This is a genomic window from Sporomusa sp. GT1, from assembly GCF_014634905.1.
Taxonomy (GTDB): domain Bacteria; phylum Bacillota; class Negativicutes; order Sporomusales; family Sporomusaceae; genus Sporomusa; species Sporomusa sphaeroides.
The window spans coordinates 13,316-30,358 of the sequence record NZ_BMBX01000037.1 but is presented as its reverse complement, the minus strand read 5'-3'; the positions used below and the strand labels follow the sequence as shown (position 1 = coordinate 30,358).

16 protein-coding genes are annotated in these 17,043 nt (G+C 47.9%); 3 read left to right on the top strand and 13 right to left on the bottom strand.

What is annotated here, in order from left to right; genetic code table 11:
* Window positions 1-252: 252 nt before the first annotated feature.
* The 13 genes from GT1_RS20660 to GT1_RS20600 form a co-directional block, all read right to left on the bottom strand.
* Window positions 253-1,077, bottom strand: a complete 825-nt coding sequence (locus GT1_RS20660; protein ID WP_188400291.1) for an ABC transporter ATP-binding protein — start codon at window positions 1,075-1,077, stop codon at window positions 253-255.
* Window positions 1,061-1,909: an ABC transporter ATP-binding protein gene (locus GT1_RS20655; RefSeq protein WP_188400290.1), complete on the bottom strand. Its 849-nt coding sequence runs from the start codon at window positions 1,907-1,909 to the stop codon at window positions 1,061-1,063. Before GT1_RS20655 ends, GT1_RS20660 begins: the two co-directional genes overlap by 17 nt.
* On the bottom strand, window positions 1,906-2,739 hold the full coding sequence (opp1C, locus tag GT1_RS20650; protein ID WP_075753166.1) for a nickel/cobalt ABC transporter permease: 834 nt from the start codon (window positions 2,737-2,739) through the stop codon (window positions 1,906-1,908). The genes GT1_RS20655 and opp1C overlap by 4 nt, the downstream gene beginning before the upstream one ends.
* A gap of 4 nt (window positions 2,740-2,743) precedes the next feature.
* Window positions 2,744-3,676 (bottom strand): nickel/cobalt ABC transporter permease, encoded by a 933-nt coding sequence (gene opp1B, locus GT1_RS20645; protein WP_075753164.1) that lies wholly within the window; start codon window positions 3,674-3,676, stop codon window positions 2,744-2,746.
* A 109-nt stretch (window positions 3,677-3,785) separates the two neighbouring features.
* Window positions 3,786-5,327: a nickel ABC transporter substrate-binding protein gene (gene nikA, locus GT1_RS20640; protein WP_223226407.1), complete on the bottom strand. Its 1,542-nt coding sequence runs from the start codon at window positions 5,325-5,327 to the stop codon at window positions 3,786-3,788.
* A gap of 234 nt (window positions 5,328-5,561) precedes the next feature.
* A complete protein-coding gene (locus GT1_RS20635) occupies window positions 5,562-6,905 on the bottom strand; it encodes an MATE family efflux transporter (RefSeq protein ID WP_188400288.1) in 1,344 nt (447 codons plus the stop codon).
* Between the two features lie 21 nt (window positions 6,906-6,926).
* Window positions 6,927-7,124, bottom strand: a complete 198-nt coding sequence (locus tag GT1_RS20630; RefSeq protein ID WP_188400287.1) for a hypothetical protein — start codon at window positions 7,122-7,124, stop codon at window positions 6,927-6,929.
* Between the two features lie 14 nt (window positions 7,125-7,138).
* A complete protein-coding gene (locus GT1_RS20625) occupies window positions 7,139-7,414 on the bottom strand; it encodes a metal-sensing transcriptional repressor (RefSeq protein ID WP_075753156.1) in 276 nt (91 codons plus the stop codon).
* A gap of 339 nt (window positions 7,415-7,753) precedes the next feature.
* Window positions 7,754-9,070, bottom strand: coding sequence for an MFS transporter (locus GT1_RS20620; protein ID WP_188400286.1), 1,317 nt, complete (start codon window positions 9,068-9,070; stop codon window positions 7,754-7,756).
* Between the two features lie 159 nt (window positions 9,071-9,229).
* Window positions 9,230-10,024, bottom strand: a complete 795-nt coding sequence (locus GT1_RS20615; protein ID WP_075753152.1) for a dihydropteroate synthase — start codon at window positions 10,022-10,024, stop codon at window positions 9,230-9,232.
* A 10-nt stretch (window positions 10,025-10,034) separates the two neighbouring features.
* Window positions 10,035-11,150, bottom strand: a complete 1,116-nt coding sequence (locus GT1_RS20610) for a uroporphyrinogen decarboxylase family protein (protein WP_188400285.1) — start codon at window positions 11,148-11,150, stop codon at window positions 10,035-10,037.
* Window positions 11,151-11,171: 21 nt separating this feature from the next.
* Window positions 11,172-11,807, bottom strand: coding sequence for a B12-binding domain-containing protein (locus GT1_RS20605; protein WP_075753148.1), 636 nt, complete (start codon window positions 11,805-11,807; stop codon window positions 11,172-11,174).
* 325 nt (window positions 11,808-12,132) lie between these two features.
* The gene (locus GT1_RS20600) at window positions 12,133-13,854 is read right to left on the bottom strand and encodes a sigma-54-dependent Fis family transcriptional regulator (RefSeq protein WP_075753146.1); all 1,722 of its coding nucleotides are present in this window, start codon (window positions 13,852-13,854) and stop codon (window positions 12,133-12,135) included.
* A gap of 385 nt (window positions 13,855-14,239) precedes the next feature.
* Between GT1_RS20600 and GT1_RS20595 the strand changes: the two genes are divergently transcribed.
* The 3 genes from GT1_RS20595 to GT1_RS20585 all read left to right on the top strand — a co-directional run bounded on the left by GT1_RS20595 (window position 14,240) and on the right by GT1_RS20585 (window position 17,036).
* Window positions 14,240-15,094, top strand: coding sequence for a cyclopropane-fatty-acyl-phospholipid synthase family protein (locus GT1_RS20595; protein WP_188400284.1), 855 nt, complete (start codon window positions 14,240-14,242; stop codon window positions 15,092-15,094).
* 270 nt (window positions 15,095-15,364) lie between these two features.
* On the top strand, window positions 15,365-16,297 hold the full coding sequence (locus tag GT1_RS20590) for a permease (RefSeq protein ID WP_188400283.1): 933 nt from the start codon (window positions 15,365-15,367) through the stop codon (window positions 16,295-16,297).
* The gene (locus GT1_RS20585) at window positions 16,284-17,036 is read left to right on the top strand and encodes a TIGR03943 family putative permease subunit (RefSeq protein ID WP_188400282.1); all 753 of its coding nucleotides are present in this window, start codon (window positions 16,284-16,286) and stop codon (window positions 17,034-17,036) included. Before GT1_RS20590 ends, GT1_RS20585 begins: the two co-directional genes overlap by 14 nt.
* The last annotated feature ends 7 nt before the right edge of the window (window positions 17,037-17,043 follow it).

Here is a 17,043-nt window from a genome sequence, read left to right as displayed (position 1 = left end):
AAGTTAACGATTTGCCTAGCATTTTGTATTTTAAGCTACTTTATTAGAGGGCGTGAGAGGATATTTCACACAGTCTGATGGCACCGTGTTTTATTATACAAGCGGTTTGGCGGTAAACCCCGGCGACCCGCTGGTTGCATACGGGCTTGAAAAATTTGCACAGAAATAACAGAATAGAAAAAATCCCCCTGTTCACTGAACAGAGGGGATTTTTCTACGTTAATCCTACCTGTTTTCTCTGCTGCCGCCATACTATTCGGTCACCCCTGCAAGCCGGCAGCGGCAATCTGCCGCGCCCTCGGAAAAATCCAGCACCGAATGCAATAACTTGCGGGAATAAGCAGCTTTCACCCGGCCCAATTCCATGATGCGCGGAACTTCTTCGACAATCTCCCCCTCGGCGAAAAACAGCGCCCGGTCGCAAAGATAAGCAACTGCCGCCAGGTCATGGCTGATAAAGAGATAAGATAAATTGAATTCTTCCTTTAGGCTGGCCAACAGATCCATCACCTGCACCTGAACCGACACATCCAGTGAGCTTACCGGCTCATCCAGCAAAATGAACGCAGGATTAGTTGCAATGGCCCGGGCAATGCAGACCCGTTGAAGCTGACCGCCGCTGAGTTCGTGCGGATATCGGTTTACATAGCCCCCATGTAAACCGACTTTCTCCAGTAGATAGGTAATGCGCTCCATCGTCCCGGCAGATGCGGCCCTCCGCCGGGTATGCATCGGCTCGCCAATAATCTGCCATACCTGAAAACGCGGATTGACGGAAGATGTGTAATCCTGAAAAACGGCACTGATTTTCTGACGCCAGTCAGCCCTTTTGCCCCACCCGGCAGATTTGTATATATTCTGCCCGTCAAACAGCACTTCTCCCCGGTCCGGCGGCTCAATACCAATCATCATCCTGCCTAACGTGCTTTTCCCACTGCCGCTTTCACCAATCAGCCCCAGGCATTCTCCCCGGGCCAGTTGCAGCGAAACTCCTTTAAGAACAGGCTTGGGGGAAGCTAAAAAAAAGCTTCCTTCCTGAGAAAAATCCTTATACACCTCGTTAACCGTCAGCAGCACACGCCTTCAACTCCTTTGCATCCTCGCCCCGAAGAGCCAGATGATACTTTCGCATCAATGCCGCTCTGGTACCAACCAAATAGCGGGTATACTCCTGCTCCGCATGACAAAAGATCTTTTCCTTCGGGCCTTCTTCCACCGCCTGCCCCTGATTCATCACCAAAATCCGGTCTGCAATCCGGCTGATAACCCCAAAATCATGGGAAATAAAAATCATGCTGGTTTGCAGCCGCTCCCGGATCCGGGCAAATTCCTCCATCACTTCGTATTGGGTTACCGAATCCAGGGCAGTAGTCGGCTCGTCGGCAATAATCAGGTCAGGCTCCAACGCCAGAGCAATCCCGATCATCACCCGCTGCAGCATCCCGCCGCTAAGCTGATGAGGGTATTTTTTGACCACTTCCCCGGGCTCCCGGATCTGCATCCGCTGCAAAACCGCCAAAGACAGCTCGCGGGCCTCTTTGTCCGTCATCGTCCGGTGAGTATGAAACGTCTCTGTCATCTGGCTGCCTATCCGGCTGAGAGGATCGAAGGCCGTCATCGGGTTTTGCAAAATCATGCAGCTCTCCCGGCCCCGCAACGCCCGCAGTTCCTGCGGGCTTGCCTGCAAAAGCTCCCGTCCTTTAAAATTCACCTGCCCGGTTATAACAAAACGCTGATCTAAAAGCCCTAAAATAGCCCGGCAAAGCATAGTCTTCCCGCTGCCGCTTTCCCCTAAAATGCCCAGACAGGCATTTTGAGGCAAATCGAAAGAGACTCCGCGCACAAGCGGCACTTCCGGCCTGTCAACCAGGCTTACAGTCAAATCATGCACACTCAGTATCATATTCATCTGCACCCTTCCTTTGGGTCCAGTGCGTCCCGCAAACTGTCTCCCAGTAAATTAAAGGCTGCCACCAGCGCCAAAATTGCCAGTCCCGGTGCCAGCATCTGCTCAGGATGAATGGTCATCACCTTCTGCGCTTCACTCAGCATAGCCCCCCACTCAGCGGTTGGGGCCTGGACACCCAAACCAAGAAAAGACAGCGCCGACAGATTCAAAATCACCCAGCCTGTATCCAGAGTTGCCAAAACGATAATTTCCGGTGCAACATTGGGCAATAGGTGCTTAAAAAGAATAAAGCTCTTGCCGCTGCCGGTAGCCCGCGAAAAAAGAATATAATTTTTTTGACTATATTTAAGAACCGTGCTGCGAACCATCCGGGTATACCAAGCCCATTTCACAATAATATTCGCCAGAATCACATTGCCGATCCCCACGCCGAGCATGCCGACAATGGCCAGGATCATCACCTGGCTGGGAAAAGACAGCATTACATCAGCAAAGCGCATTAGTCCTTCATCGACCCAGCCCCGGAAACTGCCGGCCAGCAAACCGAAAAAAACGCCCACAGTAATCGTCGCCGCCATGGTAAGTAAAGATAAAAAAACCGTTGTCCTGATGCCATAAAGCAGCCGTGAATAGATACAACGCCCTAGTTGGTCTGCTCCCAGAGGATATTGAGAGGAGACGCCCGCATATTTATGAAGCACATCCACTTGATTCGGATCGTGCAAGGCCAGCCATGGGGCAAACAAGCCGGCCAACAGGGTAAGCCCAATCACCCCCAGGCTGCCCATTGCCAGATAATCGCGAAACAGACGGTTACACAACTCTCTCATCGGCTTATCTTCCCTCCCTTAACCGCGGGTCCAGACTGTGATGAATAATATCGACAATCAGATTGCAAAGTATAAAAAGCACTGCCATCAACAGGATATACAGCTGAATAACCGGATAATCCCGGTTAAAGATTGCGGAAATACAAAGCCGGCCGATGCCCGGCCAGGCAAAAATATTTTCAATAATGACTGTCCCGGCCAACAGCTGGGGAATACTCATGCCAATAGCGGTGATACTGGTCTGAAGAGAGTTTTTCAAGACATGAGCCAAAAGAATCCGTTTTTCGCTAAGGCCCCGTACCCGCCCATAAAGAACATAGTTTTCTCGCATGTTTTCCAGCATATTGCTGCGAATCAGCCGGACATAGGTAGAAATATATGTCAGTGAAAGAGCCGCCGCCGGCAGAATCAGGTGACTAAAACTACCGCTGCCGCTGGTCGGCAGAAGATTCAGCTTGATTGAAAAAAACCAGATCAATAACAGCCCCACCCAATACCCCGGCATGGCCGTACCAATAAAAACCAATACCCGCAAGATCCGGTCAAAAGCCCGATTGGCAAACAGAGCTCCCAAAATACCTACCGGCAGACTAACCGCGACCACTAACACCAGTGCGGCTGCCGCTAATTCCAGCGTCGCCGGCAAACACCGCAAAATCTCATCAAGCACCAGACGGTCATTGATATAAGACTTGCCAAAATCCAGATGCAAGGCTTTCCACAGCCAGTCGCCATACCGGATTAAGAATGGCTTATTAAGACCTAACTCTTCCCGCAGCGCCTCTACTGCTTCCGGGGTAGGCACTATTTCGTTGACCCGCAGCGCCACCTCGGCCGGATCTGCCGGCACCATGGCAATCAGGGCAAACGACAAAAACGACACAGCCAACAGCAGCGGAATCAGCGCCAGACATCTTTTTATCAGGTAATTGCGCAACTTTGCTCCCCTCCCTTGTAAAGTTTTAAGGTTAATAACTAAAATGAGGAGGCTGGGGTTTGTCCAGCCTCCTCTTGCCAGCAACTAAACGCCTGCTTTGCAGCAGCTATTACTGGCCGAAATACATTTTTTCAAAAGGGATATCATACTGGGAGGGGTTGAAGGTGACGCCTTTGAGATTTTTAGTATAAACCGCCCGGTTGCGTTCATATGTCAGCGGAATATAGACGGCTTCGTCATGTAAAGTTGTAAGGATATAAGTATACAGATTCTGGCGTTTCGTCTCATCTGTTGAAATAAGTACATCGGTAATGGCCTGATCCAGAGCCTTTTTATCCTTAAGCCCCTGCTGTGCATAATAATCGCCATACACCGGCAGTTTCATGCCTGCCAGCGACGATTGGGGATCATAAGGCGTACCCCAGGAAATATTGAAGATGATGTCAAAATTACCAGCCTTTTGCCGGTCCCGGTAAGCTTGCTCCTCTTCCCCGACAATCTCCAGATTAACACCAACCTTTGCCAGTTCACTTTGGATATACTCGGAAATGGTTTTTTCCAGGGCGCTGTTGCTGTTGTAATGGGTCTTAATCAGCAAGGCCTGACCGTCTTTTTGGCGATATTTCTGTCCTGCGGCCTTTTGCCAGCCGGCTTCTTCCAGCAAGCGCTCGGCTTGACTTACATCATAGGCAAAGGGTTTTAAATCAATATTGCAATAAGGCACCGTTTTAGCCAGCAGCGTATCGGCAACACTTTCACTGCCGTTAAAAATATTTGCGGAAATTCCTTGCTTATTGATACTGTGCTCCAGAGCCTGACGAACCCGCAGGTCTTGCAACGGACCGCTGGTGGTATTCATCAGCAGCATCCGGGTGGAAGACGGCTGGGACATCACCGCTTCAAACTTGTTATCTTTACCTAACTGGGTAAACGAGTCGGCATCAATCATATTTTTCCCGAAAATCAAATCGATTTCACCCTTTTGCAGCGCCAATACCCTGGTTTGATTGTCAGGAATAACTTTCATAGTGACTTTTTCAATTTTTGGTTTTGCGCCCCAGTACCGGGGATTCATCGTAAAGACTGCATATTGATCTGTTTTATGCTCGGTCAGCACCCACGGGCCTGTTCCCACATAAGCGGTGACACCGTTTTTCGTCTGCCCGTCTTTCATTGATTTCGGCGAAATAAACCGGAAAGGCCGTGTTACCGCTAATTCAGTCAGCATAGGGTAGTAAGGGCTTTTCAGCACAAACCGCAATGTGTATTCATCCACCACTTCCACCCGGTCAATTAGCCGGACCATCTCCAGCCAGGTGTGGCGGTCCCGGTTGTCCAGAATGGCATCAATATTCAGTTTGGCAGCCTGGGCATTAAACTTTTCTCCATCAGAAAAGCTGACATCTTTACGCAAATGAAAGTCGTAAACCTTTCCATCGGCAGAAATATCCCATTTCTCCGCCAGCCAGGGAGCCACTCCTGTCTCGGTATTCATCACCAGCGATTCATACAGCATATTCTGCGCCCACATTTCCCCGCTATACAAGTGAGGATTCAAGTCCCGGATGTCCCGGAAGTTGGCAAAGACCAGTTCTTTTTTTTCTCCGGCAGCTTTGTCACCGGCGGAACAACCTCCGAGCAGTGTCATCATCAAGAATGTCATTATCAGTCCTAAAAGCTTCCACGTTTTTTGCGACATAATAAAGCAATCACATCTCCCTAAAATCAATTTGATAATGATTATCATTATTGAAGTTGATTCTAATATAATTTTTTCTGGATGTCAATACCAGGTTATGAATTAAGTTGCCTTCCTGGAAAAATAAACCCTCCCGCAGTCAGTCTGACGGGAGGGTTTATCCATATCTTCCATATGAAAGATATGTCAATGATTAGCGGACACTTGCATGATTCTTCTAAACCTGTAGAGCAAAAAGACGGAACGAAGGGCATAATCGACAGCATTGACCAGCCATACTCCCGCAATGCCCATATCCAGATACAAACATAGCACATAAATGCCAGCAACGCGGATTACCCATATACCTATGATGGTGCTGTACATCGGACTTTTCGTGTCACCGGCACCTTGCAGCGCACCGGCAATAACCAAACTGACTGCTATAAAAGGTTGGGCAAACGCATCAATCCGAAGTCCAATGGCCACCATTTCAATTACATTTTTATCTGCTGTAAACCAGGAACCGGCGATAGAGGAAAAAACAAAATACAACACGCCGATAAAACCCATGAAAATAACGGCAATCCACATGATTACCTTCCCATAATGGTAAGCATCCTTTTTGCGGTTTGCTCCTATGTGATTGCCCACAAGCGTTGTGGCGGCGACCGCCAAGCCATAACCTGGCATAAATGAAAAGTATGAAATATTTCCTGCCAGCAAAAAGGAGGTATAAACATCTGTGCCAATCCGCACAATCAAGCCTGCATAAAACAATTGCCCCAGACGCATGATTAGACGCTCAATAACCGCCGGGCCGGAAAGCTTCAGCAAAGGAAGGGTAAATTCACTGGATGCTCCTTGGAACAAGGGAAAGGATACCGCTGATTTTTGGAGATAGACGTATAACGCCGCCGCTCCGATTACCCGAACAATGGTTGTTGCCCAGGCAGCTCCGGTAATTCCCCAGCCGTCCCAGCCTCCCAGGCCAAAAATCAATATATAGTCCAGGCCAATATGAATCAGGTTTACCCATACACCCACCTTCATGGGAGTTTTAGTATCACCGGCACTTCGCAGGATATTTCCGAAAACCGTCATGAGCGAAAGGAAAACAGACGGAATGGCTACGATCTGAAAATAAACGACCCCTGCAGCTAAAACATCAGGCTCAGTGCCCATGTAACGCAGCAAAGGTTCAGCAAAAAGGAAGGTAATTAACCCAAAAACAAGTCCGATAGCCACGGCAATCCAGGTTGACTGCCGTGCTATTGCCTTGGCTTTATCTACTTCCCCAGCCCCCATGCACCTGGCAATCAGCGAAGACGTGCCAATTCCCATTGCCAGAAATACAGCAATATAAATTGCTACAATAGCATTAGTCATGCCGACGGCCGCAACTTCATGCAAACCGATTTGCGCTACAAAAAAGGTATCGACAAAGCCGACAATGGTCAGCAAAAAGTTTTCGATGACAGTAGGCACGGCAAGCGCCAATACAACTTTTACTTTTTGCTTTCGATTTGTGCCAGAAACGCCGTCATGCATTATCGGGCCTCTGGTCTGAACTTAGTCACGCTTTTTCATGAAAATCGTCCTGATTTTTTTCACCAGTTCAACTACCGGCCGTGAAAAAACAGAAGCTAACGCTAAAGCCAGCGGAATATAGTTGACAACGGCCTTAAACACAGTACCTGAGTGCGCATAGGTTACCGATGGAATAGCCAGCAAAACCACAACCAGTGGTGCTACCTTAAACAAACTCATAAATCCTCCTCCCGTCACCGGATGTAACGATCCAGTGCTTCCTGTAAATCGGCCAGGAATTTTTCCTGTTCGCCCTCATTAACGGCATGGATCAGGCAATCCTCCAGATGATCTTTTAAAATAATTTTAGCCGTATTATCAAGCGCTTTTCTGACAGCAGCAATTTGTAATAATACTTCAGGACAATCCCGTTCTGCCAGAACCATTTCTTTAATCCCTCTAATATGCCCCTCAATTCTAGCCAGCCGGTTCACAACCTGTTTTTGATGAGAATGTGTATGTTTTTCCATAATATCCTCCCCTTTATATTTTATCCCCCCAGGGGGGATAAAATCAATACCTTTTTCATAAAGAAAATACGACTTGCTCCAAGCCTTTGGCGACGGTGAAAGCAGGTGCCGCCTTTAGCCTGCTCTTAAGAAATGTATCCTTTCTGTTAGTATAACAAAAAACGCCCGTATAAACGGACGTTTAAGAATCAAATTATCCGATGACTTAGCTTCAGATGGGGTTAAAACCCCACCTGAAGCTAAGTCTACTTTATAGTAGATCAACCAGAAATATCATTCCTGCTGGCTCCGAGAAAATGACCCATCAACGGTTGTTCTGATTTTGTTTACATACTGCCTTTATTGAGTAATTGTCTGATGATTATCTTCGATATTTTTATGGACAGTTTCCGGCCCCATAGCCAAAGCCACTAAAGTAATTACACCTAACACGCACATGTACACTACAATCGGCCACCAGTGCCCGCTCCAGCTGTATAGTGCCGTGCAAATAAACGGTGCCAGTCCGCCGGCCAGTATGGAGCCTAATTCACGGGAAAAGGCAAAGCCGGACAAGCGGAAATCTGTGTCAAATAATTCGGCATACCAGGAAGCCTGCGGCGACATCATTGCCGGATATGCTATTCCCAGCCCGACAACAAATCCCAGGATAATTGCCCAGAAGGAGCCTGTTCCGCAAATCAGGAAAAACGGGATAAGCCAAAGCATGGACAGGATCGTTCCGCCAATATAAACCGGCTTGCGCCCGATTTTATCGGAAAGCATGCCAAAAGCAGGCATCGCTATTAGTTGCAGCATACAGGCCGCAATAACTCCCCATAATGCTGTAGATTTCGGGAACCCCAGTCCGGTTGTCAGATACGCCATAATGAAAACCGGATAGAAGTATGCAAACCCATTTTCCCCCATACGTGTGCCAATAACGATAAGAACTTCACGCGGATGACGTTTAATCGCTGAAAAAATGCCAATACGTTTACTGCTCTGTTCCCGGGCAGCCTTTGCTTTTTCGAAAGCCGGCGGTTCAACAATATGACGGCGGATAAAATAACCAACTAATACGCAAACGGCACCGAGAATAAAAGGAATTCGCCAGCCCCAATCCACGAAAACCTGTTCTCCCATGATTGACAGGCAGGAAAAGAACACTACATTGGCCAGCAGGGTAGCCGCTGAAAAGCCCATAGGCGCCCAGGAGCCGGCGAGCCCTCTTTTTCCCGGCTTGGCATGTTCAACAGATAGCACTACCGCACCGGCATATTCGCCGCCTGCGCCAAATCCCTGGATTAATCGCAAGATGACAAGTGCAATCGGTGCCATTATCCCGATCTGGTCATATGTTGGCAAAAGACCGATGGCCGTTGTTGCCCCACCCATTAAAAAGAGGGTAAGAATCAAAACTTCTTTACGTCCGACCCTATCGCCCAGGTGGCCAAGAATTAAACCGCCTAAGGGTCGGGAAAGAAAGCCAACCGCATAGGTGCCAAAAGCAGCAAGAGTACCCATCAACGGATCAATAGCAGGGAAAAAGACTTTGTTTAACACCATCGCCGCGGCTGCTCCATAAATTAAGAAATCATACCACTCCAAAACCGTCCCAATCAAGGCAGCTAAACCGGCTTGTTTTGTTTGATAGCGTACCGCCTGTTCCGACATTTTTTCTCCTCCCGTAAGAGCTAATAAAATCTGCGTTAAAAGACTTGTCAGCTCATATTTTTTTATAACCCAGGTATATCCTTTTTTAAACCCGGTTTTCCTGAAATTCATTCAGATCCGCTTACCTGCAACTAGCTGGCCTGCAGGCCGTCTGCCGGCTTACTTCATCAAGCCGGCACGGTATGCATCAATGTACTCCGAACAATATTCATCCTGGCCGTTCAAAGCCTGAATAGCTAACAGCAGTGATATCATGCGGTGATCCAGCGGATCAATGAAGAAGGTATCTAAGCCGTAAGCCGCCAAGGCGACGGCAAACGCCTGATTTAATACCTGGCGCTTCGGCAGGCCGAAAGAAACATTGCTAAGACCGCAGGTAAGATGAATTCCCGGAAATTCTGCGGTAAGTAAACGGACAGCCTGCAGCACCTCCTTGCCTGACAACCAGTCCGTACCTAACGGCTGCACCATGACATCCAGGTAGATATCGGCGAAAGCTACCCCATCGGTGATCAACCTGTCAACAAGCCGGCAGGCTACAGCCGCCCGCTGTTCGGCGGTCTTAGGGATACCGGTGTCATCCATGCATAGACCAATGATACCGGCGGCGCCGCCCCGGATTAACGGAAGCACGCCATTATAACGGTCTTTCTCCAGCGAAATGGAGTTAATCAGCGGTTTGCCTTGATGACAGGCCATAGCTGCCGCTAATGCAGCCGGATCAGGACTGTCAAGGCAGAGCGGTACGGCAGTCACAGCCTGAACAACCTTGACCAGCCAGGGCAGCAACTCTTTTTCCGCGTCAACAAACGCCCCGGCATTCACATCAATAAAATGGGTTCCATTTTGTGCTTGTGCCACCGCTGTTTTTTGAATATAAGCCTCATCCCGCCGGCTAATGGCTTCGGCCATTGACGGAATGCTGCTGTTGATTTTTTCGCCAATAATGATCATGTGCCACCTCTTATATCCAGATGGGCAGCTTACCGTATTTTTCGATCAAATCAACCACCCTGCCGATACGGTTGATATCACCGTCAAAGGGAAGATTGTCAGCCATTCCGAGAATAAAGCGCTGGCCGGGGGCCATTTCCTTAATCAGCCTGATGACAAAGTCGTCAAATTCCTGGTCACTGTAGGTAGGCTCAAACATGACTGAGGAAATCCCTCCCCACAGCGTCACTTTGTCCCCGTACCCTTGCTTAAACTCACTCATCGTCATACTGGACTGCGGCGCCGGGGTAACGGCTTCCGCCACATCAATCTCCGTTTCGCCAAACAGCGGCAATAGACGACGCATTTCACCATCTGCGTGAGCCATCGACAGTTTGCCGGCAGCATGGATAATTTCATTAGCCTGCTTAAAATATGGAGTAAAAAACTGCCTGAATACCGGGGTATGGATGTCGTCGCTCCAGTTGGCACAGAGATTAATTAACTCAAGTTTTGAGTCGACAGCGATTTTTAGTTTTTTAAGCTCCAGTTCACTCATAACCTCAATAAGCTCGGCCACTTCCTCCGGGTTATCCATCATTTCTTCAAAGAACTGCTCATAGCCCATAATTTCCCGCATAATTCGCTGGGCAGGAGACCATAAGCCTGTTCCTGTCATTACAATGCCCCGTTCTCCCATGGCTTCCCGTTCTTTATCATAATCCGTATTATAGTAGGGTTCAGTATGTTCCAGAATATATTTGATTACCGGATAGTCTTTGGCTGTTTTAAAAAGCTTTTCATGCTCATACGCCAACCAGGGACCTTCATTGGTTGACCATAAAAGCTTGATCGAACAGGTGCCGATGGGGGTAATATATTCTCTGGTTTCCCAATTGCCCTCCCAGTTGGTGATGACCTCCATATCACGGAAGCTTTCCTTGCAAACACTGAAAAACCGTTTTTGCGCCCCGGCCCCCTGATCGGCAATAATATCTGTTTCCGACCAGCCTTGATATTTTTCCGGTAATGTTCCATGCGCACTATGATAGTTATACCAGGTATCAATACGGGCTCCGAATGGAAGTTTGTCAACCATCTCCCCGCGTGCGGCTGCCAAAATTCGTTGTGTGTGTGTCATTGCCATCAAAATCCCTCCTTTGGTCTGTTATTTACCGACAAGCTGCTTGGCAATACGGACAGCTTCGCCGCCTTCTTTGGCATAGGCATCTGCCCCCATTTGGAAGGCAAACCGTTCTGTCACCGGAGCGCCGCCGGCAATAATTTTGACCGATGACCGAAGCCCTTCACTCTCCAGCTTTTTTATTACAGTGCCAATCTCATACATGGTAGTGGTCAACAGGGCTGACAGCCCCAGAATATCAGGTTTCTCCGTGCGCACAACCTCGACAAATTTATCTTCAGAAACATCAATCCCCAGATCAATTACGTCAAAGCCAACCCCTTTCATGAAGGACGCCACAATATTTTTACCGATGTCATGCATATCATTTTTTACAGTGCCGATAACAAATTTGCCAAGCTTGGTCAACTCGATGTCTTCCAAAACCGGTTTAAGCGTTTCCATGGCGGCATTCATCGCCCGGGATGCCCGCATCATGTCAGGCAAAAAGAATTCGCCGGCAGAATATTTTTCACCCACCATACTCATACCGTTTTGCAGGCCAAGGGCAATAATATCTTCAGGACTGGCCCCGGCGGTGAGCAGTTCGTTGGTTAATTCCGGCGTCTTTTTCCATTCGCCGGAAGTAACCGCATTGGTCAGTTTGCTAAAATCAAACATGTGTTACAACTCCTTTACTTTGCTGTCGGCCGCTTCACTAATTCAAATTACTGGATTGAGTTAACTCTTTGCGCAACCATACTATTGCAAAAGGTGTGCCAACCCAATAAGCCCGCAGCAGCAGGGAGTTTATGTCCTTCCGTTTTAATCTTCTGATTATTTTTGTAATCGCCTTGCGACTTTTAGCTGTTGCTCAACAGGCTGAAACCTTCTATTTAGAAAGGCCTACTGTCCTAATTACAAAAGTAATCGCTGATTCAAAAACGAATCAGCGTTCGTACATATAAAAAGACACCGGCGATTCGCCGGCATCTTGAAGAGCAGGTCATTTGCTTATACCATATTTTTTCAGCTTTTTCACCACACTGGATTGGCTAATTCCCAGCGCTTCCGCCGCCTTGCGTGTGCTGCCTGTCTTCTTGTATATCGCCAGCAAAATTTTCCGTTCCTCATTTTCTACGGCAGCCTGCAATAACCCGACATCTTGGTAAGCGTCAGATAGATTCTCCATTGAATTCATATTAGGAAACAATTTATGAATCAATTCCAGCCCCAGACAGTCTTCCCGGCTGGTAACAACCAGGCGTTCAATACTATTCTGCAATTCCCGGACGTTACCGGGCCAGTTGTAATTCAGAAAAGCCCGCACCAGATCGGGATGCAGCCATTTATGCCAGCCATATTGTTTGTTGATCCGGTCTAGAAACTCGGCAGTCAACAAAAAAATGTCTTCCTTACGCTCTCTCAACGGCGGCAGGAAAAGCGGCACAACATTCAAACGGTAATATAAATCTTCCCGGAAAAGTTTGTTTTTCACCATGTCTTCCAGGTTACGGTTGGTAGCGGCCACAAACCGGACATCAACAGCAAGAGTTTTCTTACCGCCAACACGGCGTATCTCCCGCTCCTGAATGGCTCGTAGCAATTTTACCTGCAAGGATAGCGGCAATTCGGCAATTTCATCTAAAAACAAGGTTCCCTCATGAGCGATTTCCAGCAGTCCTGCTTTGCCCTCCTTGGCAGCACCGGTAAAAGCGCCTGCCTCATACCCAAACAACTCGGATTCCAGTAGGGTTTCAGGCATAGCGCCACAATTGACCTTGATAAACGGCCGGCAGGAGCGGGTGCTCGCCCGGTGAATCAATTGCGCGAACAGCTCCTTGCCGGTCCCTGATTCGCCTAAAATAAGCACAGTGGAGTTTACCCTGGCTACCCGGAAGGCCAGTTCAATTTTTTCTTTCATCTCCTGATTATTGGTAACAATGGTTTTAAACACCTGCTCGGATCGTAAATAGGTAAGCTCCTGCTGATATCTTACTTCCCTTTTTTCCAGTTGAGCCAGTTGCTTTTTTAGGTGGTTTAATTCCGCTAAATCGCGAAACACCGTCACAACCCGAATAACATCGCCGGCTTCATTCAGCACCGGTACACTGGTCAGCAGCAATTCCTTATTATTGCGGATATCCGTAACATGCAAAACCGTTTTATGTTCAATGACAATATCGGACGTAGTCCGCCCGACATAACCGGCTTGCAACAGTTCTTTAACATGCTTGCCAACATACTCGTCGGCCGTAATACCCGTCATATGCTGATAGGCTTTATTTACCCTGATGATATAGCCTTTGCCGTCACTGACTACAATGCCGTCGTCAACCGCTTCAATCAAACATTCCAGTTCCTTATTCATTTCTTTGACAGAGTCTAACTGGGAAGCAAGATCATCGACATCATAATAGTTCTGAAATTCAGCAATTGCGCCTGTGATTTCCCCATGCTGCCAAATCGGCGTGCGGTTGGTAACCACTTGCCGGCCGGCTAAACTCATACGCTCACCACGTATGGCATTCCCGGTTGCAAGCACTTCCGGCAGACGGGTGTTGGGTATGACGGCTTCAATTCTTTGACCGATAAGCTCTGCCTGGCTGCGTTCCAATAACTCGGCGGCAGCTTTGTTTACTGCAATAACAAGCAATTTTTTGTTTACAACAATAATACTATTGTAGGTGGCATCAAAAACAGCCGGATAATCTATAGTCTCTGCCATATTGCCCCCCTGTGTTACAAAATACAGCCTGCAGTCGTATTTTTTGAAAATTTATAAGGTTCTTTCTTCTCCACATTAGCGCAATCTTCCTGCTTTCGATAAAGAAAACACGACTTGCGCCGAGCCTTTGGCGACAGCGAAAGCGATGTTGCCCTTATCCTGCTCTTAAGAAAGTTATACTTTCTGTTAGGACAAAAAATTCTCCGGGTAAAACAGCCCTTATGGGTAGTCATCGAAAGAATTGACAATTACTGCAAAACAATTTATATTTAAACTAATAACCTGAATCATGAAGATTCAAATGAACCGGTATGAAACCTGAGGAAAGCAGTCCTTAGATGTTCATGCCTTTTTTTATAACTGTTTTAGCAGGAGGGTGCAGTACATGTGTAACACCAAGTTTTGGACAGATGCCTGGCAGGAGGCAAGAGATACTTATCAGGTTCCCCGTTATGGCAGCAAACAGGATTGGCAGCACTTCTGGAATACCTTTGCCGAACTGCATGCTCTGCGCAACCGCCAAAGCCGCCCCATTTATAATGCAGTTATTGAGGGACTGGCTGCTGATGGAGTGATAACCCCCTTTAGCACAGTGCTGGATATCGGCTGCGGTGCCGGTACCTACACACTGCCTTTAGCTGCCAAAACCAGACAGGTTACCGGCTTGGATACCGCAGAGCAGATGCTGGCCATGCTGCAGTCAGAAGCGGCGCACGAAGGGCTTACCTGCCGGATCGCCCCGCTCAACACCGATTGGCTGGAGTTGCCTGCCGAGCCGGCTTATGATGTGCTTTTCGCCGCCAACACAACAGCCATTAATGACTATGACAGTTTAATGAAAATGAATGAGCTGTCTCGCGGCGTTTGCTGTCTGGTAGGGTTTGCAGGAGCCTATCACAGTAAAGTCCGCACGCTGCTCTGGGAACATCTGATGGGAACACCGCCTGAGCACGCAGCTTTCGATATCCAGTATCCTTTCAACATTCTCTATCAGGAGCGGTATCTGCCTAATATCAAATTTTACAGCTACCGGGAACGGTACCGGGAGACCCTAACCTACATGATTGAATACTATACAAGTTATTTTCGGCTGTTTGGACTGGAGGGCCCGGAAACAACAGCCAAAATTACCGGATTTCTGGCCAACCGGGCGGTCGAGGATTATTGTACCGAACTCATTAACACAACTATCGGAGTTCTCTGGTGGCGGGCCGACCGCAAATCAATTATTCTGGAATAACCGGCTGAAGCTTCGCATAAAGCAAACACGCCTTATACCAAAACCCCGGCAAAAGCACAAACCGATTGGCAAAACAAAAACAACCCATTAAAGGGTTGTTTTTGTTTTGCCGGAAGCAAGGCGCCCGCCTAGAGGGCTACATTCTTTATAGCTGTGCCTTACTGAGCCAGGTATTTCATTAACTGTGATTTTGTTTTCGTTATTAAGAATATTCCTATTTAACGCTCATATACTGTAACTGTACAAAATCCATTATGGCAGGTGATAGGTATGCAGGATTTTAATACGATTTTTCTCAGTATAGTGATTGAGGCACTCCCACTGGTACTGCTGGGAGTGTTTGTTTCGTCCTTTATCCATTCGTTTGTTCCGCCGGAGTGGATTCAGCGTGCACTACCGAAACAACGCCTGACCGGCATTGTCGCAGCCTGCTTGCTCGGGCTGTTCATACCGCTGTGCGAATGCGGCATGGTACCTATCATACGCCGGTTAATCAGCAAAGGAGTCCCTCCTTATATTGCCATCGCCTTTATGTTATCTGCCCCCATTATTAACCCACTTGTCGCCTGGTCTACTTACCTTGCATTCTCCGGATTTCCACCGATGGTTTTTTACCGGCTGACCGGAGCTTTCATCGCGGTTGTTATTATTGGATTTTTGGTAAGCGCCACCCAGCGGCGGCCGGTACTTTGCGCAAGCGAAGCTGCCGCAGCTAACTGCTGCGGGCACCATGCTCACAAGGCTCCCAACTCAACCCCCGGCTTCATGAATACCTTGCGCGAGATGTTGTATCATGCCTGTGATGATTTTTTTGCCATGGGGCGGTTTCTCCTCCTAGGCTCATTTTTAGCAGCCTTAATTCAGGTAACCATACCCCGTCTGACACTCTTGTCCTTTGGTCAGGATTCCGTGTATTCAATTGGCGGTATGATGCTGTTTGCCTTTCTGATCTCAGTATGTTCCCAGGCCGACGCATTTATTGCGGCTCCCTTCCTGGAACATTTCAGCACAGCCTCCCTGGCAGCTTTTCTTATCTTCGGGCCAATGCTGGATATAAAAAATACCCTTATGCTGTTTACAATATTTAAACCGCTATTTACGCTCAAGCTTATCCTGATTATTACAGCAACAGTCTTTGCCGTAAGCTTATCCATGGCCTACTTTCCTCAGCTATGGGAGGTGATTTGTTTTGTTCCTGCTTAAACTTTTCGGGGAAAATCTGTTAAAACTTCTGATACTTTTAGGGTTTAGTCTCCTGTTTTACAATACCCTGACGACACATAACCTGTCCCAGGTCATCAATCCGCAATTCATTGGCAACAGTAAGCTCGGTTTTGGGCTGCTGCTGGTACTGACACTCATTCAGGCAATCCGAACACTCGACTGGCGTCATGCCACCGCCTGCAACTGCCAGCATAAAACCGGTCAGTTCTGCTATATTGTATGTATTGGCACATTGATTCTTGGCCTTATTGTTCCCATCAACCCCCTTGGCTCAACAACCGCTTCCCAAAAAGGGGTAAAGTTCATGCAGGCCGGCATCACTATCCCGGCCAGTCTCCCCCTGCCGTCAGAACAGGCTGCATTGGTAATAACCGATGAAAACCATGTCAGATATGTAACTGCGCTCTATGAAAATACAGCTGCATTTATTGGGAAAGACATCAGCCTGAAAGGCTTTGTTTACCGGCCGGACCAATTACCTGACAGGACCTTTCTTGTCACCCGGTTTGAAATTTCCTGTTGTGCTGCCGATGCCGTTCCCAGTGGCCTGCTTGTTGAATGGAATGACAGTCAGTCCATAAAAAACGACAGCTGGGTAGAGGTACATGGTAAATTAGCCACCGTCGATTATCTGGGAAATAAGCTGCCGGTAATTAAAGCTGCAGAAATTATTCCAATCAAGCCTTTGGCAACTCCCTATGTGTATATCAACAACTGAACCGCAA